General features: G+C 42.0%; 24 protein-coding genes and 1 tRNA gene. 9 read left to right on the top strand and 16 right to left on the bottom strand.

The genetic code is table 11. The annotated features are described in order from the left end of the window. Window positions 1-5 precede the first annotated feature (5 nt). The 5 genes from IGI96_RS05335 to IGI96_RS05355 all read right to left on the bottom strand — a co-directional run bounded on the left by IGI96_RS05335 (window position 6) and on the right by IGI96_RS05355 (window position 2,513). The gene (locus tag IGI96_RS05335; protein WP_438784941.1) at window positions 6-830 is read right to left on the bottom strand and encodes a helix-turn-helix domain containing protein; all 825 of its coding nucleotides are present in this window, start codon (window positions 828-830) and stop codon (window positions 6-8) included. A gap of 225 nt (window positions 831-1,055) precedes the next feature. Beyond that, window positions 1,056-1,199: a hypothetical protein gene (locus IGI96_RS05340; RefSeq protein ID WP_438784942.1), complete on the bottom strand. Its 144-nt coding sequence runs from the start codon at window positions 1,197-1,199 to the stop codon at window positions 1,056-1,058. Then, the gene (locus IGI96_RS05345; protein ID WP_438784943.1) at window positions 1,196-1,528 is read right to left on the bottom strand and encodes a DUF771 domain-containing protein; all 333 of its coding nucleotides are present in this window, start codon (window positions 1,526-1,528) and stop codon (window positions 1,196-1,198) included. Before IGI96_RS05345 ends, IGI96_RS05340 begins: the two co-directional genes overlap by 4 nt. A 20-nt stretch (window positions 1,529-1,548) precedes the next feature. Further along, window positions 1,549-2,310: an antA/AntB antirepressor family protein gene (locus tag IGI96_RS05350; protein ID WP_438784944.1), complete on the bottom strand. Its 762-nt coding sequence runs from the start codon at window positions 2,308-2,310 to the stop codon at window positions 1,549-1,551. Window positions 2,311-2,321: 11 nt separating this feature from the next. After that, window positions 2,322-2,513 carry a hypothetical protein gene (locus IGI96_RS05355; protein ID WP_438784945.1) on the bottom strand — a complete coding sequence of 64 codons (192 nt, stop codon included), beginning with the start codon at window positions 2,511-2,513 and terminating at the stop codon, window positions 2,322-2,324. Window positions 2,514-2,806: 293 nt separating this feature from the next. On the opposite strand from IGI96_RS05355, the gene IGI96_RS05360 reads away from it, so the two are divergent. From IGI96_RS05360 to IGI96_RS05370, 3 genes are all read left to right on the top strand, one after another. Continuing rightward, window positions 2,807-3,220: a helix-turn-helix domain-containing protein gene (locus IGI96_RS05360; protein ID WP_438784946.1), complete on the top strand. Its 414-nt coding sequence runs from the start codon at window positions 2,807-2,809 to the stop codon at window positions 3,218-3,220. Continuing rightward, complete coding sequence (locus IGI96_RS05365) at window positions 3,201-4,364, top strand: ImmA/IrrE family metallo-endopeptidase (protein WP_438784948.1); 1,164 nt, start codon at window positions 3,201-3,203, stop codon at window positions 4,362-4,364. The genes IGI96_RS05360 and IGI96_RS05365 overlap by 20 nt, the downstream gene beginning before the upstream one ends. Before the next feature lie 104 nt (window positions 4,365-4,468). After that, a complete protein-coding gene (locus IGI96_RS05370; RefSeq protein WP_438784949.1) occupies window positions 4,469-5,605 on the top strand; it encodes a tyrosine-type recombinase/integrase in 1,137 nt (378 codons plus the stop codon). Between the two features lie 74 nt (window positions 5,606-5,679). Here IGI96_RS05370 and IGI96_RS05375 read toward each other — a convergent pair. Further along, a tRNA-Thr gene (locus IGI96_RS05375) sits at window positions 5,680-5,752 on the bottom strand. Window positions 5,753-5,878: 126 nt separating this feature from the next. On the opposite strand from IGI96_RS05375, the gene IGI96_RS05380 reads away from it, so the two are divergent. After that, window positions 5,879-6,115 carry a hypothetical protein gene (locus IGI96_RS05380; protein ID WP_005227896.1) on the top strand — a complete coding sequence of 79 codons (237 nt, stop codon included), beginning with the start codon at window positions 5,879-5,881 and terminating at the stop codon, window positions 6,113-6,115. 174 nt (window positions 6,116-6,289) lie between these two features. Here the strand turns inward: IGI96_RS05380 and upp are convergent, their stop codons facing one another. The 9 genes from upp to IGI96_RS05425 all read right to left on the bottom strand — a co-directional run bounded on the left by upp (window position 6,290) and on the right by IGI96_RS05425 (window position 13,940). Beyond that, window positions 6,290-6,919, bottom strand: a complete 630-nt coding sequence (upp, locus tag IGI96_RS05385; protein WP_005227894.1) for a uracil phosphoribosyltransferase — start codon at window positions 6,917-6,919, stop codon at window positions 6,290-6,292. A gap of 248 nt (window positions 6,920-7,167) precedes the next feature. Further along, window positions 7,168-8,412: a serine hydroxymethyltransferase gene (glyA, locus tag IGI96_RS05390; protein ID WP_005227890.1), complete on the bottom strand. Its 1,245-nt coding sequence runs from the start codon at window positions 8,410-8,412 to the stop codon at window positions 7,168-7,170. An 81-nt stretch (window positions 8,413-8,493) separates the two neighbouring features. Then, entirely contained in the window at window positions 8,494-9,522 is a 1,029-nt protein-coding gene (locus IGI96_RS05395; RefSeq protein WP_086337790.1) for an L-threonylcarbamoyladenylate synthase, read from the bottom strand. A 176-nt stretch (window positions 9,523-9,698) separates the two neighbouring features. Next, window positions 9,699-10,556, bottom strand: coding sequence for a peptide chain release factor N(5)-glutamine methyltransferase (prmC, locus tag IGI96_RS05400; RefSeq protein ID WP_086337789.1), 858 nt, complete (start codon window positions 10,554-10,556; stop codon window positions 9,699-9,701). After that, entirely contained in the window at window positions 10,549-11,622 is a 1,074-nt protein-coding gene (gene prfA, locus IGI96_RS05405) for a peptide chain release factor 1 (RefSeq protein ID WP_005227884.1), read from the bottom strand. Before prfA ends, prmC begins: the two co-directional genes overlap by 8 nt. A gap of 3 nt (window positions 11,623-11,625) precedes the next feature. Next, window positions 11,626-12,210 carry a thymidine kinase gene (locus tag IGI96_RS05410; protein ID WP_005227882.1) on the bottom strand — a complete coding sequence of 195 codons (585 nt, stop codon included), beginning with the start codon at window positions 12,208-12,210 and terminating at the stop codon, window positions 11,626-11,628. Window positions 12,211-12,345: 135 nt separating this feature from the next. Continuing rightward, window positions 12,346-12,927 carry a GNAT family N-acetyltransferase gene (locus IGI96_RS05415; protein WP_074934063.1) on the bottom strand — a complete coding sequence of 194 codons (582 nt, stop codon included), beginning with the start codon at window positions 12,925-12,927 and terminating at the stop codon, window positions 12,346-12,348. 100 nt (window positions 12,928-13,027) lie between these two features. Next, window positions 13,028-13,417, bottom strand: a complete 390-nt coding sequence (locus tag IGI96_RS05420; protein ID WP_254907807.1) for a GNAT family N-acetyltransferase — start codon at window positions 13,415-13,417, stop codon at window positions 13,028-13,030. Window positions 13,418-13,508: 91 nt separating this feature from the next. Continuing rightward, window positions 13,509-13,940 (bottom strand): AAA family ATPase, encoded by a 432-nt coding sequence (locus IGI96_RS05425; RefSeq protein WP_254907806.1) that lies wholly within the window; start codon window positions 13,938-13,940, stop codon window positions 13,509-13,511. A gap of 92 nt (window positions 13,941-14,032) precedes the next feature. Here IGI96_RS05425 and msrA point away from each other — a divergent pair, with 92 nt between their 5' ends. Next, entirely contained in the window at window positions 14,033-14,551 is a 519-nt protein-coding gene (gene msrA / locus IGI96_RS05430; protein WP_016609916.1) for a peptide-methionine (S)-S-oxide reductase MsrA, read from the top strand. A 162-nt stretch (window positions 14,552-14,713) separates the two neighbouring features. Then, the gene (locus tag IGI96_RS05435; RefSeq protein WP_086337788.1) at window positions 14,714-15,778 is read left to right on the top strand and encodes an iron-containing alcohol dehydrogenase family protein; all 1,065 of its coding nucleotides are present in this window, start codon (window positions 14,714-14,716) and stop codon (window positions 15,776-15,778) included. Window positions 15,779-15,928: 150 nt separating this feature from the next. Here the strand turns inward: IGI96_RS05435 and IGI96_RS05440 are convergent, their stop codons facing one another. After that, window positions 15,929-16,723 carry an HAD family hydrolase gene (locus IGI96_RS05440; RefSeq protein WP_333493769.1) on the bottom strand — a complete coding sequence of 265 codons (795 nt, stop codon included), beginning with the start codon at window positions 16,721-16,723 and terminating at the stop codon, window positions 15,929-15,931. A 308-nt stretch (window positions 16,724-17,031) separates the two neighbouring features. On the opposite strand from IGI96_RS05440, the gene IGI96_RS05445 reads away from it, so the two are divergent. The 3 genes from IGI96_RS05445 to IGI96_RS05455 all read left to right on the top strand — a co-directional run bounded on the left by IGI96_RS05445 (window position 17,032) and on the right by IGI96_RS05455 (window position 20,707). Then, complete coding sequence (locus tag IGI96_RS05445) at window positions 17,032-18,495, top strand: TrkH family potassium uptake protein (RefSeq protein ID WP_428211599.1); 1,464 nt, start codon at window positions 17,032-17,034, stop codon at window positions 18,493-18,495. Between the two features lie 198 nt (window positions 18,496-18,693). Then, window positions 18,694-20,043 carry a Mur ligase family protein gene (locus IGI96_RS05450; protein ID WP_005227862.1) on the top strand — a complete coding sequence of 450 codons (1,350 nt, stop codon included), beginning with the start codon at window positions 18,694-18,696 and terminating at the stop codon, window positions 20,041-20,043. Further along, window positions 20,036-20,707: a type 1 glutamine amidotransferase gene (locus IGI96_RS05455; protein WP_005227859.1), complete on the top strand. Its 672-nt coding sequence runs from the start codon at window positions 20,036-20,038 to the stop codon at window positions 20,705-20,707. The genes IGI96_RS05450 and IGI96_RS05455 overlap by 8 nt, the downstream gene beginning before the upstream one ends. Window positions 20,708-20,745 lie beyond the last annotated feature (38 nt).

Consider the following 20,745-nt stretch of genomic DNA (forward strand, 5'->3'; position numbering starts at 1 on the left):
AGATTTTACTTTTGGCTTACTTCGTTGGCGGACGAGGTAGCCTCTTTTTGTATCTCTCCAATTTTGATTTCGTCTGCTGAAAAGTACGTATGTGTCTCTAAACCTGCAAAGATTACAATTGTATGAATCACACGTTCTTCTTTAGATTCAATACTAAGCGATCCAGCAGTCACACTTCTTGATTGCATTGGTTGTTCTGTTTGCATGGAGACTTCCTCCTTCTTCGCATATTGGGCAAATCGTGCATCATTGAATTTCTGCATTTGTTGTTTTGATTTAACGCTTGTTGTTCCGGGTTTTACATTAGTAGTGATTTTGCCTTCTTTTCTCAACCTATTTACCTTTTGAAGCACTTGGGAATATTGCTTTCCGGTCACTCTTGCAAGCTCTGAATAATTTGACACATAACCATTAGCGTCAAATTCAACTTTATCTATAATCAATGCAACTTCTTGGTCAGTCCAGTGTGCTAAACGTTTACTTTTAATTTTCCCTATTGATTGCAGCTTAGAAGCTTTCGTTGAACAAGATGACTCAGATCTTCCTAATGCCTCTGCAATATCAGCATAAGAACAGACTTGCTTATACATAGCAATCAACCGTTTCTCTTCCCCTACCGTCCAAGGTCTGCCTTTACTATCAAAAGCAAGTTCTCGTTTGGTCTTAGGTAACGCACCATCACGACGCAACTCATATATCTTTTTTGAAACTGCAGCAACTGATCTTCCTAATTTTTTTGCCATATCCTCGATATTAATGACCTCATTTGTTTCAGCTAACAGAGCGTTTTTTTGAAAATAAGAAACTTCTTTAGTAATCCAATACTTCATTGTTATCACCTCCTCAATCGTCTCCTATAAGCTATCTCGTCGTACTTTATTAGCCACCACATGATTGATACAGGTAATGCAATGAGTGCCCAATCTGGCAATTGTCGACTACTAAACCATACTCCCAGAAAAAATACTGTGATGATAAATGCTGATCTACGTAATCCCTTCACTTGATCACCTCACTTCTATTTGCCTATTCAATCTATTTTGATAAAGTAGTTCTTACTGCTTAAGTTCCCTACAAGTATTTTCTTTCTGTTGATCGCTCAACATACTTTTCTGGGTATGGATAGTCTGCTGTAAATCACGAATCTTTTCTTTGGAAAGATTACTAATTAATAGCTCTTGTTGTAAGGTGTATCTCATCTGGAACCTCCCAAGTACTTACCTAGTTCCTCATCAATAAATTTGATAAGTCCTTTAGCATTAAACAACCAACGATCACTCTGAGAATTTGGATAGTAAACGAAACCGCCGTTTTCTATATTCAATTTCTTTACTAATTGAGGATTGTTCAAGATGTTATCCTTTAACCATTTACTTGATCGATTACTTCGTTCAGCAAAATCCTTCATAGTAAAGATTTTTCCAGAGAACTCATTCTCTTCTAATTCTTTTAAACGTATCTTGTTTATGAGTATCATTTCTTCCGGTATAGGAATTTTTATTGACAATTCTGCTTCTAATTGTTGCATTGTGACTCCCTCCTATCAGTTCAGTTATCCCAAACCCCATACTTAATCGAGAATTCTTTGACGATAGCGAGATAAATTTCTAATAATCGCTTGTCACTCCCAATAACATCTAATTTGTTTTTCTTCTTAATCTTGGATTTGGAAACTCCTTCTCCAGCCATACGATTTTGCAAGTTGGTTAAGCGAATCTTGAGAGATGAGCCAGCACGACGATCGAGCTCTCGATAAATTTCAGATTGAATTTCCTGATACGCACCGTATCCACCTTGTGTTTTTGCCATTTGATTAATCAAGGATCTAGCATCTTTTCGCCAGTCTGTTGAACCGAGAGCGACGATTTCGGAGATATTGTCTACTTTCGTTTCAAGACGTTTAGTCTTTAGCTCCTGTTTAGCCATAGCTTGAAACAGACCGTTGAACATTTGCAATTCTGGACTAAGTTTCGAAGTATCAAGTAGCTGTTGTTGGTACTCTTTTTCGACTTGAATAAAATACTGTCTAGCCTGCTTCCCTTTCTCTGTTCGCTGAATCATTGAAACTTCTTTCGCCATGTCTAATTTCATCGCATGATCAGTAATTTTCCTTGCTCCTCCAAAAGCTGTATCGTCATAGACATTTTTGACTAACACGGTAAAATCAACATTTTCAGTAAATCCGTATCCCTTCATTCGGTCAAACCATTTAGTATACTGAGTATCAATCTCCAAAAATTCATGTAATTCTCTACCACTTACTAACTGCTCATTGCTTTCGTTTGTTGTAACTTTGATTAGCTCATTCATTTTTATACCTCCTATCTGATTTTGTGATCTCTGATGATTTCTAAAATGAAAGCATTCACAGCAGGACCTTTATCTTTTCCAGATAAAACTCGTTGTACCCATGTACGTGAACGACCATATGCAGTTGCCAAATCACGCTCAGAAATGTCATTCTCTTTCATAAATGATTTGACAGCTTCTCGACCATTTTCAATATTGCTCATTTAATTCCCTCCTTTTTTTAACCGGATAAAAAGGAAATTGGATAGAACTTTACATTTCGGTTGACACAAGATGTAAAGTTTTATATTATTAACACATAGTTAAATAAGCCCACAAAACACCTGAAAATTGCATTCGCTCGCAAAAGTTGTGCTATACAGGTTCGTTTTTAGTTTGCTTTTTTTCTATCCAATTAACTTACACGCTCAGTATAATGTAAAACTTTATGTTTGTAAATAATTAAATGTAAATTTTTACATTTAATAACTGAAAGCAGTGTAAAAAGGAGCTTCCTATGACACTATACGAAAGACTTTCTATACTTGCAAAAAAACAAAAAATTTCCATTCCACAATTGTCAGTCAAGTTAGGGTTTAGCGAACAATATCTTTACAAGTGGAAAACTAATACCCCTAAAGCTGACAATCTTGCTAAAGTTGCTGATTATTTTAAAGTTTCAACTGATTATTTATTGGGAAGAACAGATGATCCTAATCCAAAAAGTTCTGGAGTTGAGCTTGACTGGGATGATACGTTGTTTCTTGATGGAGAGACAGAAAAGAATCCTACTCCCGAATATTTTGCTATTCAACGAAAATCTAAAAAATTAAGTCAAAAAGAACAACAACGATTATTAAAAATCATGGAAGCTACTTTTGACGATTTGGATAACGGGGATTTTGAAGAAGATGAAGACGATGATTTATGATGACTTCGCTATAGATTTGAAACCGGATTATGCATTTGCACAATCTAAAGCTTACGAAGTTATTCAAGATAGTAATCAAACTAAATTACCTTTATCGATAAAAAAAATTATTAAGAGTTATCCAAACCTCCATTTACAAAAATATACGGTTTTTGCTAAGAAAAGACATATCAACTTTGACGAAGTATTTGAAGTTACAAACTCAGAAGAAGGTTGTTTATGGATGCGAAATGACGGCACCTACCTTATTCTTTACAATGATACTTTGGATAATCCTGGAAGAATAAGATTTACATTAGCTCATGAATTAGGACACTACATACTTAAACACAATGAGAAGACTGGAAAAACCATTTTATCGAGATACTCCCTAAGTAGTGAAGAGTATGATCTGTTTGAAAAAGAAGCTAATTACTTTGCTAAGAGATTGCTAGCACCAATCCCTTTAGTAGATCTTTATGTAGCAAACTGGAAAAAAATTACTGCTACTTGTATAGAATTTGCATTTAATACCTCTTATACGGTAGCCAATTATGTTTTAAATGATTTAAACAGAAGACATCGAAACACTAACATTTTAAGAGATGGTCATCCCATAGTTGATAAATTTATTGATTTTATTAACATCGATACTAGGTCACAAATTTGCAAGAACTGTTCTTCCTTGCATGTAAGTAATCATACGTTTTGTACAATTTGTGGAAATAATCTATTTATCAAAGCTCAAGTTGACACTTACCCACACTTTTATTTAGAAAGGAAAAAAGTTATGGCCTACAGTAAACTAAAAACAGATGCCGAGGGTCGGCTCGCAGAAGATTGTCCAATATGTGGAAATGATAATGTAAGAGATAATTTTTGCTCGGTCTGTGGAATACCTATAATAAATAAATGTTCAGGAATGAGAAAAACGGATGATAATTGGAATGGTGGTTACGAAGAAGATCAACCCTGTTCCGAAATATTAAATGGGGCTGATAGATACTGTCCAAAATGTGGAGCTGAGTCAACATTTTACTTTCATCATTTGTTAGAAGATTGGAGTGCGCCAAAAAAAGAGAACACTATCAATGTTGACCTAAATATAGACCCATTTGATAATATACCTAACATCGATATTTCAGATGAAGATTTACCATTCTAAACAAAAAAACACGCCCCACCGACCAAAGCGAGAGCGTGTAATGAAATAAACAATGGGTTTATTTGCTATGCCTATTGTATCAAAGAAAGCGAGTTGGTTCAATCATGGCTAGATATATAAAGAGAGGTAACTCATGGCAATATGAGATTTCTTACAAAGATGAAGATGGAAAATACAAGAAACTTAGAAAAAGCGGCTTCCCCAAAAAGTCAGATGCTATTGCAGCAGCTGCAGATATTGAATCAAAACTTGCCAAAGGGCTAAGAGTAACTTCTAAAGATATTTTACTTTCAGACCATTTCGAACAATGGATGAATGTCTATAAAAAAGGAAAAGTTTCTGATGTTACTTTTAGAAAATATAATAATACACTAATGAATATCAAGAAATATTTTTCAGATGACACAATTAAAAAAATATCCAGAACACACTACCAAAAAAAAATAAATGAATTTTCAAAAGAACATGCTGATGCAACAGTCGAACGTTTCCATACTCAAATAAAGGCTAGTCTGCGCAATACTATCGACGAGGGTGTTATCCCATACGATTTCACTAAAGGCGCTGTAATCAAAGGAGAAGCACCTAGTATAAGCGAACAAGACAAGTTCTTGGATTATTCTGAGTTTGAAAGATTAGTTAACTTGGCGAAAAAACGATTAGATCCTCACTTTGCATCTCGTTTTATGATAGTTGTCGCAGCAGCAACAGGATTAAGATTCGGTGAATTACTTGGATTGACTTGGGATCGTGTGGATTTAAAATGCGGAAAAATATTCGTGGATCGTGCGTGGGATTACACAGAGACTCATACCTTCGTGCCACCAAAGAATGAGCAGTCTATTCGAAAAGTACCGTTAGATACAGAAACAAATGAAATCATGAAGACTTTCAAAAAGAATCAAAGAGAACTATTTAAAAAAATGAAAATCAAACCTAAACATGATTTTGTTTTCTACAATGTGAAAGAAGGATTGATTTCAAATAGTGCAGCAAATAAAAAATTAAGAGAACTACTAAGACAATTAAACATTGACACACCTCTCACTATGCACGGTTTAAGGCACACTCACGCCTCTGTTTTGATTTTCAAGGGTGTTAACATTATGGCAGTCTCAAAGCATCTAGGACACAAGAATTTGGCTGTTACGATGGAAGTATATAGCCATGCAGTAAAAGAACTAGAAGAACGAGAAGATGACCGGATTAAGTCAATCTTCGATGACATTTACAAAAGTTAAATACGATTTGGCACACGATTGGCACAAAAAGAGAGACAAACCTTAATATATAAAGGTTTGTCTCTTAGTTTAAATGCCAGCTGCAGGATTCGAACCTGTGACCTACGCGTTACGAGTGCGTTGCTCTACCAACTGAGCTAAGCTGGCGTTGTATGGCACAAAGAAAATTATATGCAAAAACGGTTGTTTTGTAAAGAGGTCTGCTGAAAAAAATCTACTTACTGAAATTTTCCGAAAATTGTGATATAATAGAAGTATCAAGGAGGTTTTTACATGGCAACATTTGGTAAATTCGAAACAACAATTGTCCCGTCACAAGAAGGTTCAACGTTTGAGGTCGCTACTCCTGTCATGTTCACGTTCCATGGGAAGAAACAAACTGGTACCATCACAAAGCAGTTGAAAAACTCTGCGGTGGTCGAGCTGAACGAAACCCCAGAAAACCAGAAATTAGTTTCGCAAAGTAATGGTGTATTGATCATCAATTACAAACAATTAACCAAACTATAACCCGTTTAATGCAAGGAGAAAATCAGTTGATTTTCTCCTTTTTTCATTGTCTGATTTTATGAAAAGCTAAAAAAAGCCATGGATAACCGATCGAACCGTTTTGGCTGTCGATCTTCTTCCATGGCATCATTGACGAGGCAAAACTTCAGTTGCCTTTGTCTTATTTGTATTGATTTATTTTGTACCGAATAGACGGTCACCGGCATCGCCCAAACCAGGAACGATATAGCCGTGTTCATTTAGGCGTTCATCAAGATTTGCAGTATAGATGTCAACATCTGGATGGGCATCTTGCAATGCTTTCACGCCTTCTGGTGCAGCAACTAAGCAGACGAATTTCATGTTTGAAGCGCCGCGTTTTTTCAGTGCGTCGATCGCCATGATCGCTGAACCGCCCGTAGCTAACATTGGGTCAACGATAAATAATTGACGTTCATCGATGTCTTCAGGTAATTTTACGAAGTATTCGTGTGGTTCTAGCGTTTCTTCATCACGGTACATCCCGATATGACCAACTTTTGCGGCTGGGATCAATTCAAGGATACCATCAACCATGCCTAGACCTGCGCGCAGGATCGGAATGATCGCTACCTTTTTACCAGATAGTGTTTTTTGTGTTGATTCTTCAATTGGTGTTTCAATCACTAGATCTTCAAGCGGCATGTCGCGAGACACTTCATACGCCATCAACATTGCGATTTCATTAACAACTTCACGGAAAACCTTTGTTCCACAGTTCTTGTCGCGGATCATTGTTAATTTGTGTTGGATCAGCGGGTGATCGATTACTTGAAATTTACCCATTTAAAAAAATCTCCTTTGGTTTTTCTCTTATTTTAAAGCAAATCGGCTCTTGTTACAACCATCTGCCACAGGCAATACTGCTTTTCCTCAAAAAAAGGATTGTGTTAGAAGGAAGGAGACAAGACGGCATGAAAAGCGCCTCTGCGTTCATTGTAGCCCCTTTTTCACTTTCGGTGATCAAAGAGCTGTAGCGCAGGAAAAACGCGTGAGACGTCTTGTCTGACCTTAACTTCTGTCACAGTCCCCTTTTATTTATTTTTATAAAGTGGATAGTTGTCCGTCAATTCTTTGACTTGCGCCGTGACTTCTGCCAAAACGGCTTCATCATTTGGTTTTTCTAAAACTTTGACGATCAATTTCGCCACTTCGACACAATCTTCTTCTTTAAAGCCGCGACTAGTGATCGCTGGTGTCCCCACGCGAATTCCACTCGTTTTGAAAGGACTTAATGATTCGAAAGGAATCGAGTTTTTATTGACGGTGATATTGACTTGATCCAGCAAAGCTTCTGCTTCTTTGCCGTTCAAATCAAAGCCGCGCACATCGATCAATAATAGGTGATTGTCTGTTGCACCAGAGACCAAGCGGGCTTGTGGTGCTTGGTTGAAGACTTTCGCCATTGCTTGTGCATTGCGGATGACTTGCTCAGAGTACTCTTTGAACGACTCATCTTGTGCTTCTTTAAAAGCAACAGCTTTCGCTGCGATCACGTGCTCTAATGGGCCGCCTTGGATACCAGGGAAAACGGCACTATTGATTTTTTTCGCTAAGTCTTCATCATTTGTTAAAATCAAGCCGCCTCGAGGGCCGCGTAATGTTTTATGGGTCGTAGAAGTCGTGATGTCCGCATAAGGAACTGGGTTTGGATGAAGACCAGCCGCTACTAAACCAGCGATATGCGCCATATCCACCATCAATTTTGCGCCGACTTCATCAGCGATTTCACGGAACTTCGCAAAATCGATCGTACGTGAGTAAGCACTGGCACCAGCAACGATCAGTTTCGGTTGATGCTTACGCGCCAAAATACGAACGACATTGTAGTCGATGACTTCTGTTGCAGGATCAACACCATAACTAACAAAATTATAGGTCTTGCCGCTGAAATTCACTGGTGAGCCATGAGTCAAATGACCGCCTGCGGAAAGATCCATCCCTAATACTGTATCGCCTGTTTCGATCAACGCTAAATAAGCTGCTGTGTTGGCTTGAGAACCAGAATGCGGTTGAACATTGGCATATGCCGCACCGAAAATACTTTTCGCCCGTTCAATTGCTAAGTTTTCTACCACATCAACAAATTCACAACCGCCATAGTAACGACGACCTGGATAACCCTCAGCGTATTTATTTGTCAAAATACTACCTTGCGCAGCCATTACACCTTCTGAAACGATATTTTCAGACGCAATCAATTCCAAATTGTTTTGTTGACGATTCGTTTCTTTTTCGATCGCTTGCCACAATTCGGGATCAAACGTTTGATAATCCATGCTTACAACACCCCTTTACCTTAATGGTAGCATTGTATCACATTTCTTCATAAGCTACCTATAATGAATTCTGGTTTTTTGCTAATTTTCTTGAAAGAAACTTTGATTTGCAGCTTTTTTCAACCGATTCATATAAGCAACCCCTAAGCCGCTTTCTGGAAACGTGGGTGCAAATAAGACATCTAACTCAGCAATCGATTCATCTAACGCCCGTAAACCAGCAAACAGCCCTTTTGTCGCGGCTTCCACACTGTCATCAAAAAATAAATAGATGGCTGCAGCTTCAAAGCGGACTTGCTCGGCGATCGTTGGTCCAGCTAAAACCCCTACCTTAAACTGCTGTTCTTTTGCCCAAGCCATGGCTGCCGGCCAATCTTGGTCATTGACCATCAGGACATTGGTATTCGGTGCATAGTGCTTGTATTTCATGCCCGGCGCTTTGGGTGCTTCACTTTCTGTTACTAAGTGCTGATCGACGAGGACTTTTGTTTGTAAAACTGCTTCAAGCTGTTCTTTAGAGATCGCACCAGGACGTAAGATGATCGGCGGCGCCGTTGGGTCACTCAAATCTAAGACCGTTGATTCGACACCGATCTGCGTCACCCCATCATCCAAGATGCCAGCGATTTTGCCTGCCAGATCATGCTGAACATGCGCAGCTGATGTTGGGCTTGGTTTACCAGAAGTATTCGCGCTAGGGCCAACCAATGGCTGTTGGGCTTGTTTGATCAACGCTAACGTCTTGGTGTTGTTTGGCATCCGAAAAGCCGCTGTGGATAAGCCGCCAGTAACAATGCTAGGTAAACTGTCTTTTTTGATCGAAAAGATCAAGGTTAAAGGCCCAGGCCAGAAAGTTTCCATCAATTTATCAGCAAAAGGATGCTTGTTATCCACAAACGGTTCCAACTGCTCTGGCTCGGCAATATGAACGATCAAAGGGTTGTCACTAGGTCGCCCTTTGACTTGATATACTTGCGCAACAGCCGTGGGCAAAAGCGCGCTAGCCCCTAGTCCATAGACGGTTTCCGTCGGGAACGCCACCAATCCCCCCTCAGCTAAAATAGCTGCTGCTTCGTTCAACTGTGTTTGATCAAAAATTTTTGTTTCCACAATTTATCCACATCCTTTTTTGAGAAGTTTCCACACTTATCAACATTTTCTCGTTTCTTTTCCACATTTTGTGGATAAGTCGTTTGTCAAGTGTGGATAACCCTGTTTATAACTCGGTTTATTTAGAAGTCGTTCATTTCATAAGGTTTTTGCAATTTTTCTGTAGCAAAAAAAATTTATTTATCCACATCTTGTGGATGACTGACGAACACCATCCGGTCTTGACCCGCAAGATCTTTTACTACAGTGACTTCTTTGTTGGGAAAAGCGGCTGCAAAAAGCTGTTGAACAGCTAATCCTTGCTGAAAGCCGATTTCTAGCGCCATTTGCCCGTTAGGCGTCAAACAATTCGGTGCTTGCTGTGCCAATTGCTTATAGATCGCCAATCCTTGTTCTTGTGCAAAAAGCGCCATTTTAGGCTCTTTTTCTCTTACGCTGATATCCATCAGCGGCCACTCTTCAGCGCTGATATACGGTGGGTTGGAAACGATCAGATCCCATTGCTGATCTGCCACGGGCTCTAAGGTATCTCCTTGGAAAAAGCGAATCTTCGCGCCTAAGGCTGCCGCATTTTCTTTAGCAACGGCTAATGCCTCTGCTGAAAGATCTACGGCACTCACGGCCCACTGGGGACGTGCTAATTTCAAGGCAATGGCGATCGCTCCAGTACCTGTGCCGATGTCTACGACTTGCAGCGGCTGATCTGCTGGTAATTTTGTCAGACAGTTTTCCACCAGCTCTTCGGTTTCTGGACGCGGGATCAAGGTTGCAGGAGTTACTTTTAAGCGATGCCCATAAAATTCTTCATATCCTAATAAATATTGCGGTGGTTCATGCTGCAACAGCTGTTCAAGATCTGCTGCGATCTGTGCCTCATCTTCCCTTAAGATGGGTTGGTCCATCTGCAGCAGCCAATCGAGTTGCTGCCAGTTTTTTCGCTGTAAAAACAGGTATTGGATCGCATACCCGTCCAGCCCTTTCGTTTCTAAAAAAGAAGAAGCCCGTGAAAGGACTTCTCGATAGGTTTTAGCCATTTTGCATCTCATCTAATTTTGATGTTTGATCGTAAACGATCAGTGCATCAACAATTTCATCGAGTTTTCCAGCTAAAATTTGATCCAATTTTTGAATAGTCAACCCGATACGGTGATCTGTTACGCGGTTTTGCGGGAAGTTATAGGTGCGAATCCGTTCAGAACGATCGCCGGTACCCACTGCTGATTTACGGTTTGCATCGTATTCACTTTGTGCTTCTTGCTGCATTTGGTCATAGACCCGCGCCCGCAAGACTTTCATCGCTTTCTCACGGTTTTTCAGCTGTGAACGCTCATCTTGCATCGCAACAGCGATCCCTGTTGGCAAGTGCGTCAGACGAACAGCAGAAGCTGTTTTGTTGACGTGCTGACCACCAGCACCAGAGGCATGGTAAATATCGGTCCGAATATCTTTGTCTGCGATATCGATTTCGACTTCTTCAGCTTCGGGCATAACCACGACCGTTGCCGTAGACGTATGGATTCGGCCTTGTGATTCGGTAGACGGTACCCGCTGCACTCGGTGGGCGCCGCTCTCATATTTCAATTTTGAAAAGACGTTGTCGCCAGTGATCATCATGATGACTTCTTTGTACCCACCGATCCCAGTGACGTTGGCATCCATGACTTCGACTTTCCAGCCTTGGTTTTCCGCATATTTTTGATACATATTGAAAAGATCGCCAGCAAATAAGGCTGCTTCATCGCCGCCTGCTGCACCACGGATCTCCATGATGATGTTTTTGTCATCATTCGGATCTTTTGGCAATAACAAGATTTTGATGCGTTCTTCTAAAACATCTTTTTCTTTTTTCAAGTCAGAGAGTTCTTCTTTGGCCATCTCTGCCATTTCCGCATCAAGGTTTTCCCCAAGCATTTCTTCGGTATCCTTGATTCCCTCAACGACTTCTTTGTAACGACGGTAGACTTCCACCGTTTCCCGTGTATTGGCTTCTTCTTTTGAAAGCTGCATGAAGCGTTTGGTGTCAGAGATCACGGCTGGATCACTAAGTAATTCGCCTAATTCTTCGTAACGGTCTTCGATTGCTTGTAACTGATCGTACATTGATTATTCTCCTTCTTTTTTCATTCCCGGGTGAAAGTAATGTTTGCGGCAAACAGGATAATACGCTTCGTTACCGCCGATTTGTACTTGGTCGCCCTCGTAAACGGGTTTTCCGTCGATATAGTGCAAGTTCATGGTTGCTTTTTTATGACAGAACCAGCAGATGGTTTTCATCTCTTCGATTTTATCTGCGTAAAGCAGCAAGTATTTTGAGCCTTCAAATAATTCATTGCGGAAATCATTTTTCAAACCAAAGGCCATCACAGGGATACCTAGCTCGTCCACGATTTTGGTGAAAGCCAACACGTGATGCTTCTTTAGGAACTGTGCTTCGTCGATCAAAATACAATAAGGTTTGTAACCGAGGTCTTTGATCAAATGGAACAGATCCGTTTCATCAAAAATCGGGATCGCGTCTCGTTCTAAGCCGATGCGGCTCGAAACATTTCCCACACCGCTTCTCGTGTCCAATCCACTTGTCATGATCACGACTGGTTTGTCTTGTTCTTCATAGTTGTGAGCAACTTTCAGTATCTCGATCGTTTTCCCACTATTCATTGCGCCATATTTAAAAAAAAGCTGTGCCATCTCGCCCATCCTTCCTCATACTCCTTTGGTATTATACTTGAAAAAGGAGAATTTTTACAGACTTAAATTCGACACCTGCCGCCTTTTACGCAAGAGTTTTACGAAAAATTAACGGATTTTTGCCGCCGCCATCTCTTACTCGTTTCTGGCTTTTTGAGCAACTTCTGCCAATACTTGACAAGCCAGCGGATATTCTGGATTTTCATTCCCATTGATATCCGTTGCAATGATCACAAATCCGAGCTGCTGATACAGCGTGATTGCTGCATGGCTCCAGGTTTGCGTATGAAGATACATCGGCTCGTTGGCTGCCTCCAACACAGAAACGACTTGCGTGACCAAGCCGCGAGCGATTCCTTGACGTTGAGCTTGCGGCATTACTGCTACCCAATGGACTAGTGGAACCGGTGTGCCGTCTTGCTTGGCTTTTTTCCAAGCGGTAGCCGTACCGACCGGTGTACCTGATTGATCAAGGGCAAAAAACATTCGCTGTCCTAGCTGTGCTTGCTCGGGCATAAATTCCTTTTCAAAATACGCCAATGCCTCGGCCTCATTGTCAAACTCTCCGACGGATGTTTCAATCCGTGCCCAGTGCCTTTCGTCTCCTATTTGGTAGCTGCGTAGCGAATAGTTATCGGATTGAATGGGCTGGATCGGTGTGCTTTTGTGCGCTCGTTTCATCCAGATTTCTGCATATGGAATTGATTTATCTAACATTGGTTGTGCCTCTCTTTCATTGGTTTTTTCCTTGTTCAAAGGTTTATTTGAGAATCAATTTGGAATCAATCATGTAATTTCTTTACTAGAAAAATTTCTGTTAGCTGATTTTGCGTATGGGCGATTCTCCCAATTTCATCATAGCCCATTCGCTGATAAAAATCTGGCGCTTGAAAATCAAAGGTTGCCGTCTGACAATTTTCACAGCTAATGCTTTCAACTGCTGTTCAAGAGCAGTAAGAATCTGCTTACCATACCCTTTCCCCCGCTCGGATGCTTTGACCCACAGAGTGTCAAGATAACCGATGTGATACATCGAGGCATAGGCAATGCCACCAGCAATCACCATCCCCTCTTTTTTGATTACACAACTGAAGCTCTGATAGGTTTCTGTTTGCGTAAATGGTTTTTGGTGCTTTGTATACGCTGTTAACGCTGATTCTAAAGCAGCCAATTCTTGCTCGTTTCCTTGTTCAATGACTAGCGCCACAGTCAATCCCGCCTTCTTATTTCTTCATAGTCAGCCATGATCTGATTAACCGTTTCTGCTATCGTTTGCCCTTCTTTAATCAGCCTTTCCTTTAAGGACTCCTGCGGGAAAAGCAAATCACGCGCAAGCCACCATTCGCGCATGTTCTCCTCGGAAAAATGGTCTCGCTGCATTCGGGTCTGATGCCTTTGACCGTTTCCTCAAAAGAAAGATCAAAATAATAAACGAGATTACTTTCGGGAAAGAGTTGAATCAGAAAGTCGAGAAAGTCTTGGTATTTTTCACGAGAATAAATTCCTTCAACAAGTACCAATGGCACTTTCCCCTTCGCATACAAGACGGCTTCTTTCATCAAACCGATTGCTAAATTATTGGGGCTATCTTTGACACAAAAAATTTCTCTGCGAAAAACATCTTGTGAAATCAACACTGCTTTCTCACCGAAAATATGTTGAACAGCTCTGGCAATAGTGGTTTTGCCGCTGCCAGAATTACCTCGAAGTAAAATCAAAATACTTTCCATGCAAACTTCCTTTCTTCATTGCCCTGTTTTCTAAGCATATCTCTTGTTTTTCTCTACTAGAAGCATACCATAGAAGCAAAGGAGGAATACCTATGAAAGATACGGCAATTTTTGCTGGCGGTTGTTTTTGGTGCATGGTGAAACCTTTTGACTCGCAGCCAGGCATCCTCAAAGTGGTTTCTGGCTTTACTGGCGGCCATGTGCCTAACCCAACCTACCAACAAGTAACGACAGGAACCACCGGTCACACCGAAGCAGTTGAGATCACCTTTGATCCTGAGGTCATCTCTTATGAAGAATTGGTTGCCATCTATTGGCAGCAGACAGACCCCACGGATGCGTTTGGTCAGTTTGCTGACCGTGGTGATTCCTATCGTCCAGTGATTTTTTACAATAGTGAAGAACAAAAAGCGATTGCGGAAAAATCAAAGGCGCAGTTGCAAGCTAGCGGCCGCTTTGACCGTCCGATCGTAACGAAGATCGAACCAGCAGAACCTTTTTATCCTGCAGAAGACTACCATCAAGATTTTTACAAGAAAAATGCAGCCCATTACAATGCTTATAGCGAAGGCTCCGGTCGAGCTGGCTTTATTCGCCAAAACTGGGCCTAACATTTTTGGAGCATGCCTCCCGATTCATCATTAACAGCCGATTTGCTCTCAAGGCAGATCGGCTGTTTTCTGTTTCTTTTGCCAAAAGGAAATTGACAGTCAGGGCATTTTCGCGATACACTGATTAGAAAATTCTGACGATTATAAAGGAGTGTTTGTTTGATGTTAGCCAATGAAGTCCGTCCAGGTCCTAATCGGTATATTACTGGCGATGGGGTCTTAGCTGATTTGCCAGAGTATTTAAGTGAGTTCCAAGAAGTTGCCGTGATCACTGGGGAGCAGTCATTCGATGTGTTTTCAGCCTATTACCCCCATTCATTTGACTACCCGATCTACCGCTACGATGGATCATCGAGTTATGAAAATGCGCAAGCCTTAGCTGAAGCGATCCAGCAAGCGGATGCCGTGGTGGCAATCGGCGGCGGCAAGGTCGCTGATACAGCAAAAATCACCGCCCAAACCCTTGACGCAGAATTGATCGTGATCCCTACATTGGTTTCCAACTGTGCACCCTTCACCCCGGTGATCGTCGCCTATTACCCCGATCACACGATTTGTAAAATCGACTATGCCAAAAAAGGCGCCTACATGACGATCGTCGACACCCGTTTTTTACTAGCTACACCCGTTGATTACTTTATCGCTGGGATCGCTGATACGTTAGCCAAATATTATGAAATGGAAGCCATCGTCCGCAACATGGCAGAAGACGACAAGACTGCCTTAGTACGGCTAGGTTTCCAAAGCGCTCTTTTGATCAAAAACTTGCTGATTGCCGATGCGATCCAAGCCGTCAAAGACCTAGAAGTCGGGCAGCTGACCCCCGCCTTTGCCCGTATCACCGATGCGATCATTGCTTTGGCAGGCGAAGTTGGCGGTTTTGCAGTCGAATTTGGCCGCACGTCTGGTGCGCATGCGCTGCATGACGGCTTGTCTTATTTGAGTGAGACTCATAGCGTCTTGCATGGCAACAAAGTCGCCTACTGCATTTGGGTCCAGCTTGCCTATACCAATGATTTTGATGTGATTGAAGAATTACGGCCATTTTACGAAGCTTTGCACTTGCCAATGAAGCTGAAGGATCTCCACGTGACACGCCTTGATCGAGATTACTTCGCCTCGGTTCTGACCTATGCTGTCAAAGAAGAAGAAACCTTTATTTTGATCGATCCTGCGATCACACCCGAAAAAGTCTATCAGGCGATCGAAGCGGTGGAGGTGCTGTAAACCGTACTCATTGCTAAACAACTTTCTATCAAAAAAACTGTTTCCCTAATACATTTCGGAAACAGTTTTTTTATTTGATCAAACAGACACGCAGTAGCGATCCTGGCTGCGCATATTCTTAGCGGGCGACAGCAACTGGCGCATTGTCCATCACTGCACGACTTCACCCAGCAGCCCGTTTTCTAAGCAGTAATGATAAATGCCTTCCTCGGCTACGTGACCGATCACTTCATCGGCGATTGCTTTTAACTCATCCGAAGCATTATTCATTGCGAGACCCCAGCCGACTGCCTCTAGCATCTCAATGTCATTGTTGCCATCGCCAAAGGCAATGGCTTCAGATTTATCCAAGCCATAGTAAGCCAGCATTTTGGCAATGCCGCTTCCTTTCCCACTGCTGGCTGGAATAATATCGACTGCGCGATCCCACCAGGCGGTGATTTTCGCCTCCGTGGTATTTGCCATCACTTTGGCGTAGTCTTCTTTCCCTGAGCCTAGCATCACTTGAAAAATGTCTTGCTGTTGGATCACCTCATCAAAATCTTCTGCCACGATCACTTCTTGGTGGGCAAAGGAAAAATACTCAACTAAATCAGCATCTTTGCCATTGGCAACCGTTCGGTCCTTCGTAGCGATCGCTACTGGACGCTTGAGTGCCGTCGCATTTTCAATGATTTGCTGAACATCTTTTTTAGGAATGGGGTTTTGGTGGATCCCCTCGGCTTGATTAAAACAATACGATCCGTTAAAGGTCAAAAACGCATCGAAGGTCACGCCTTCAAATTGCGGCAACGCGATGGGACTTCTGCCAGTCGCAATGCACAACAGGATCCCTTGCTTCTTCAAGGCTTTTAATGTGGCTAACATTCTTTCAGAGATTTGCTTTTTGCTCATATCGATCAGTGTGCCATCAACATCGAAAAAAATAATTTTCACGTTCTTCATGATACTCCCCATTTCCGTCTCGATTTTCAAAAAATTTGATGCGCTTTTTTTTGTCCGCTTTCTCGCTATTGTTCCGTGCGGATCGTCGCTGCTATCTTTTTCTTCTTTTATCTTCTCATAAATTGCCAGCGTTTTCTTCTGAAATCGCGAAATCCTTACTGATTTGCTTCGAGTTTTTAAGTTTCTTAAGCAATCAAGCTGCCGCAAGAACCACAGCCTGATCGTTTCCTTTATCCCAACGGCCCTTTCCAAAAGCTTTTCCTTACACAATTTCTGCTGCTCATGAATTCTGTCCTGCTTTCTTTCAAATCTACTTAGTTCTTTGGTATACTGGGGATAGTTTATTTAGTGAGGGGTTTTTTGTAATGAACTTTACCCGCTTTGCCCGCTTGACGCAGCGCAGGAGCAAGACGTTTATTTCCCAGAATGTGTCTTCAATCCAAGTGATTGTTTTTTATTATATCGTGATGACGGTGGTCTCTTTGGGGCTTTTTTCACTCCCCTTCTTTCGAGAACCCGGCTCTCATGTCGCGTTTATCGATCTGTTCTTTATGGCGGTCAGCACGGTCAGTGTCACTGGGCTGACTACTTTTCCGATCAATGACGTGTTTAACGACCACGGGGTCATCTTATTGGAAGTCCTCTTTCAAGTCGGCGGTTTAGGGATCATGATGATCTCGACCTTTTTTGCGATCGTCTCACGGCGCAAAATCAGTTTAAAGCAGCGCCAGTTGATCATGACGGATATGAATCAGCCAAAGCTTAGTGGGATCGTTCGGATGATTCGAACGACGTTTACAATCATCTTGCTTTGTCAGGTGGTAGCAGGCACGATCTTTGCTGTTTATTTTCATCTTTACGGCTATTATGACAATTGGCGAGATGCGATCTTTTATGGATTTTATCAAGCGATCTCTGCTGTGACCAACTCAGGGTTTGATGTGACGGGCAATTCCATCTTGCCGTTTTCTCATGATTATTTCTTCCTGACGTGTATCATGATTTTGATTTTTATCGGGGGGATCGGATTTCCAGTAATTATGGACTTTCGGGAATGGGTCCTTTTTAAAATGAAAAAACAACGCCGCCGCTTGCCGTTTCGCTTTTCATTATTCACAAAAATTGCTGTTTTGGCTTTCGTGATCCTCTTTGTCGGCGGTACATTAGCGATCTTTTTCCTTGAGAAAGATTATTTGTTCAAAGATTACAGCTTTAGCGGTATGTGGATGAACAGCATGTTTTATTCCATGACAACGCGGAATGCTGGCCTACAGATCCATGACTTAGGCAACTTCCAAACCACGACGTTGATCGTTTTCTCCTTGCTGATGTTTATTGGTTGTAGTCCCAGCTCTGTTGGTGGGGGGATTCGGACGACGACCATTGCCATCATTGGGCTGTACCTCTATGCCTTCTTGAAAAGTGAGGACAATATCAATATCTTCGGTCGCCGGATCGATCAAGATGACGTCCGCAAATCAGTGGTGGTCTTCATGCTTTCGATGGGCATGTGCTTCTTTTGTGTCTTATTCTTGACCGCCATCGAGGATATCCCTTTGATCGCCATCATTGTTGAAGTTTCCTCGGCCTTTGGAACCACAGGGCTTTCTTTAGGAATCACGGGCGATTTATCAACCATCGGCAAACTCGTGATTGCTCTTTTGATGTTTATCGGCCGTGTCGGTATGCTGTACACCTTGATGTTATTCGTACCAAAAGAAACACGTGACTTAGGCTACGAGTACCCAACGGAAAAAATCATTATCGGTTAAAGCAGCAGCAAACCTTCTGCCAGGTTTGCTGTTTTGCTTTTCAAGCCTTTGATCATCGCAAGTAAAAGAGCCATTTATCAGAATGGTCTTTGCAGAAATTTAAAGAATCGCAAAAGCAATTTAACCTTTTTCTTGGTATATGGTATGATAAATTGAATTTGCACAATGAAAGCATTCGCTCTAATGGAGGGTTACATTATGGGAATACGAAGTCATCTGGCTGTTTCAGTCGGTAAGACCTCTCAATGGGTATTAAAGAACTTTTTCAAAGGCGGCTCAAGCCTGCCTGGTAAATTAGCATTAAAAGTTGATCCACATATATTAGATCATTTGGCGAAAGATTACCAAGTCGTCGTGATCACAGGCACCAACGGCAAAACATTGACGACTGCCTTGACTGTCAATATTTTGCGCCAAGAATTTGATGAAGTATTGACGAACCCCACCGGCGCCAATATGGTCCAAGGGATCGTTTCAACCTTTCTATCGGCACGCCCTAAAAAAGGTAAAAAATTTGCGGTTTTAGAAATCGATGAAGCCAGTCTCAGCAAAGTAACGAAGTACATCAAACCGGAATTATTCGTTTTCACCAATATTTTCCGCGATCAAATGGACCGTTATGGCGAGATCTATACGACCTATAAAATGATCGTTGAAGGTGCCGCAAACTCACCAGAAGCTACGATCCTCTGCAATGGGGATTCGCCACTGTTCAATTCGGTAGCAACTGTCAATCCGCGGAAATACTATGGATTTGATCATTTGCCAGATGAAGAGCAGATGGCCCATTACAATACGGATGGCGTGTTGTGTCCTGAGTGTCATCACATTTTACACTATAAAATGATCACCTATGCCAATCTTGGAAAATACTACTGCCCAAATTGCGGTTTCCATCGACCAGAATTGGATTATAAACTGACGGAAATGACCGCAATGGACAACACCTCTGCTGACTTTGTGATCGATGGCAACGACTATCGCATCGAAGTTGGTGGGATGTACAATGTCTACAATGCGCTGGCGGCAACTGCGGTTGCGGAATATTATGGCGTAGCACCTGCAAAAATCAAATCTGGTTTGGCCTATGACGAAAAAGTCTTTGGTCGCCAAGAAGTGATCCGCATCGGGGACAAAGAATGTACGTTAGTCTTAGTTAAAAACCCTGTTGGTTTGAACCAAGTCATCGATATGATCGGCCTGTCGCCCTATCCTTTCTCGCTAGTCAGCTTGTTGAATGCCAACTACGCAGATGGGATCGACGTCAGCTGGATTTGGGATGGAGACCATGAAGCGTTTGCCGATATGGGGATTCCTCAAGTGATCGCTGGTGGTGATCGTCACAAAGATATGGCGTTGCGGCTAAAAGTTGCGGGGATCCCTGAAGAAAAAATCATTGAAACCCCTGAACTTGATGACGTCATCAAGCAAATCGCAGACTTACCAACAGAAAAAGTCTATATTTTAGCGACTTACACTGCAGTCTTGCAGCTACGCAAAAAGCTTGCGGAAAAAGGCTATATCAAAGGAGGAATGAGTCGTGACTAAGTATCAACTGAATGTTGCCCACTTGTATGGAAATCTTTTGAATACTTATGGCGACAACGGCAATCTCTTGATGCTGCGCTACGTGGCCGAAAAACTAGGCGTGACCTTCAACGCAGAGGTCGTCAGCATTCACGAGCCCTTCGATCCTGAAAAATATGATCTCGTCTTCTTCGGTGGCGGACAAGATTTTGAACAAGTGATCGTTTCACAAGATATCCAATCAAAAAAAGAAGCTCTGACCAGCTATATCGAAAATGATGGCGTCATGCTGGCGATCTGCGGCGGCTATCAATTGCTGGGTCATTACTACATCGGTGCCAACGGTGAGAAAATCAATGGGATCGGCGCCTTGGATCATTACACCTTAAGCCAAGAAAACAACCGATTCATCGGTGACATCGTGATCCACAATGAAGAATTCGATGAGACCTATTATGGCTTTGAAAACCATAATGGCCGTACTTTTTTAGGTAAAGGGGAAAAACCATTGGGGAAAGTCATCCAAGGACAAGGGAACAATGGCGAAGACCAAACCGAAGGCGTGGTTTACCGCAATGTGTTCGGCTCTTACTTCCACGGACCGCTCCTTGCAAGAAATGAGCATTTGGCAGAGCGCTTGATCCGCACCGCCCTTGCCAATCGTTATGGCAACGTCGAAATTTAAATACACGTACGTAGCAAACAAACCTGTTTTTCGCAGGT

Source organism: Enterococcus sp. DIV0421 (assembly GCF_051713745.1).
GTDB classification, from domain to species: Bacteria; Bacillota; Bacilli; order Lactobacillales; family Enterococcaceae; genus Enterococcus_D; species Enterococcus_D casseliflavus.

What these genes read in the sequence shown, in the direction of transcription:
- prmC (WP_086337789.1), bottom strand. Translation starts at nt 10,556, where the DNA reads ATGGCTAAAACCTATCGAGAAGTCCTTTCACGGGCTTCTTCTTTTTTA.
- msrA (WP_016609916.1), top strand. Translation starts at nt 14,033, where the DNA reads ATGAAAGATACGGCAATTTTTGCTGGCGGTTGTTTTTGGTGCATGGTG.
- IGI96_RS05365 (WP_438784948.1), top strand. Translation starts at nt 3,201, where the DNA reads ATGAAGACGATGATTTATGATGACTTCGCTATAGATTTGAAACCGGAT.
- IGI96_RS05415 (WP_074934063.1), bottom strand. Translation starts at nt 12,927, where the DNA reads ATGTTAGATAAATCAATTCCATATGCAGAAATCTGGATGAAACGAGCG.
- IGI96_RS05380 (WP_005227896.1), top strand. Translation starts at nt 5,879, where the DNA reads ATGGCAACATTTGGTAAATTCGAAACAACAATTGTCCCGTCACAAGAA.
- IGI96_RS05340 (WP_438784942.1), bottom strand. Translation starts at nt 1,199, where the DNA reads ATGAGATACACCTTACAACAAGAGCTATTAATTAGTAATCTTTCCAAA.
- IGI96_RS05345 (WP_438784943.1), bottom strand. Translation starts at nt 1,528, where the DNA reads ATGCAACAATTAGAAGCAGAATTGTCAATAAAAATTCCTATACCGGAA.
- IGI96_RS05370 (WP_438784949.1), top strand. Translation starts at nt 4,469, where the DNA reads ATGGCTAGATATATAAAGAGAGGTAACTCATGGCAATATGAGATTTCT.
- prfA (WP_005227884.1), bottom strand. Translation starts at nt 11,622, where the DNA reads ATGTACGATCAGTTACAAGCAATCGAAGACCGTTACGAAGAATTAGGC.
- IGI96_RS05355 (WP_438784945.1), bottom strand. Translation starts at nt 2,513, where the DNA reads ATGAGCAATATTGAAAATGGTCGAGAAGCTGTCAAATCATTTATGAAA.
- IGI96_RS05410 (WP_005227882.1), bottom strand. Translation starts at nt 12,210, where the DNA reads ATGGCACAGCTTTTTTTTAAATATGGCGCAATGAATAGTGGGAAAACG.
- IGI96_RS05360 (WP_438784946.1), top strand. Translation starts at nt 2,807, where the DNA reads ATGACACTATACGAAAGACTTTCTATACTTGCAAAAAAACAAAAAATT.
- IGI96_RS05440 (WP_333493769.1), bottom strand. Translation starts at nt 16,723, where the DNA reads ATGAAGAACGTGAAAATTATTTTTTTCGATGTTGATGGCACACTGATC.
- IGI96_RS05435 (WP_086337788.1), top strand. Translation starts at nt 14,714, where the DNA reads ATGTTAGCCAATGAAGTCCGTCCAGGTCCTAATCGGTATATTACTGGC.
- IGI96_RS05335 (WP_438784941.1), bottom strand. Translation starts at nt 830, where the DNA reads ATGAAGTATTGGATTACTAAAGAAGTTTCTTATTTTCAAAAAAACGCT.
- upp (WP_005227894.1), bottom strand. Translation starts at nt 6,919, where the DNA reads ATGGGTAAATTTCAAGTAATCGATCACCCGCTGATCCAACACAAATTA.
- glyA (WP_005227890.1), bottom strand. Translation starts at nt 8,412, where the DNA reads ATGGATTATCAAACGTTTGATCCCGAATTGTGGCAAGCGATCGAAAAA.
- IGI96_RS05425 (WP_254907806.1), bottom strand. Translation starts at nt 13,940, where the DNA reads ATGGAAAGTATTTTGATTTTACTTCGAGGTAATTCTGGCAGCGGCAAA.
- IGI96_RS05450 (WP_005227862.1), top strand. Translation starts at nt 18,694, where the DNA reads ATGGGAATACGAAGTCATCTGGCTGTTTCAGTCGGTAAGACCTCTCAA.
- IGI96_RS05350 (WP_438784944.1), bottom strand. Translation starts at nt 2,310, where the DNA reads ATGAATGAGCTAATCAAAGTTACAACAAACGAAAGCAATGAGCAGTTA.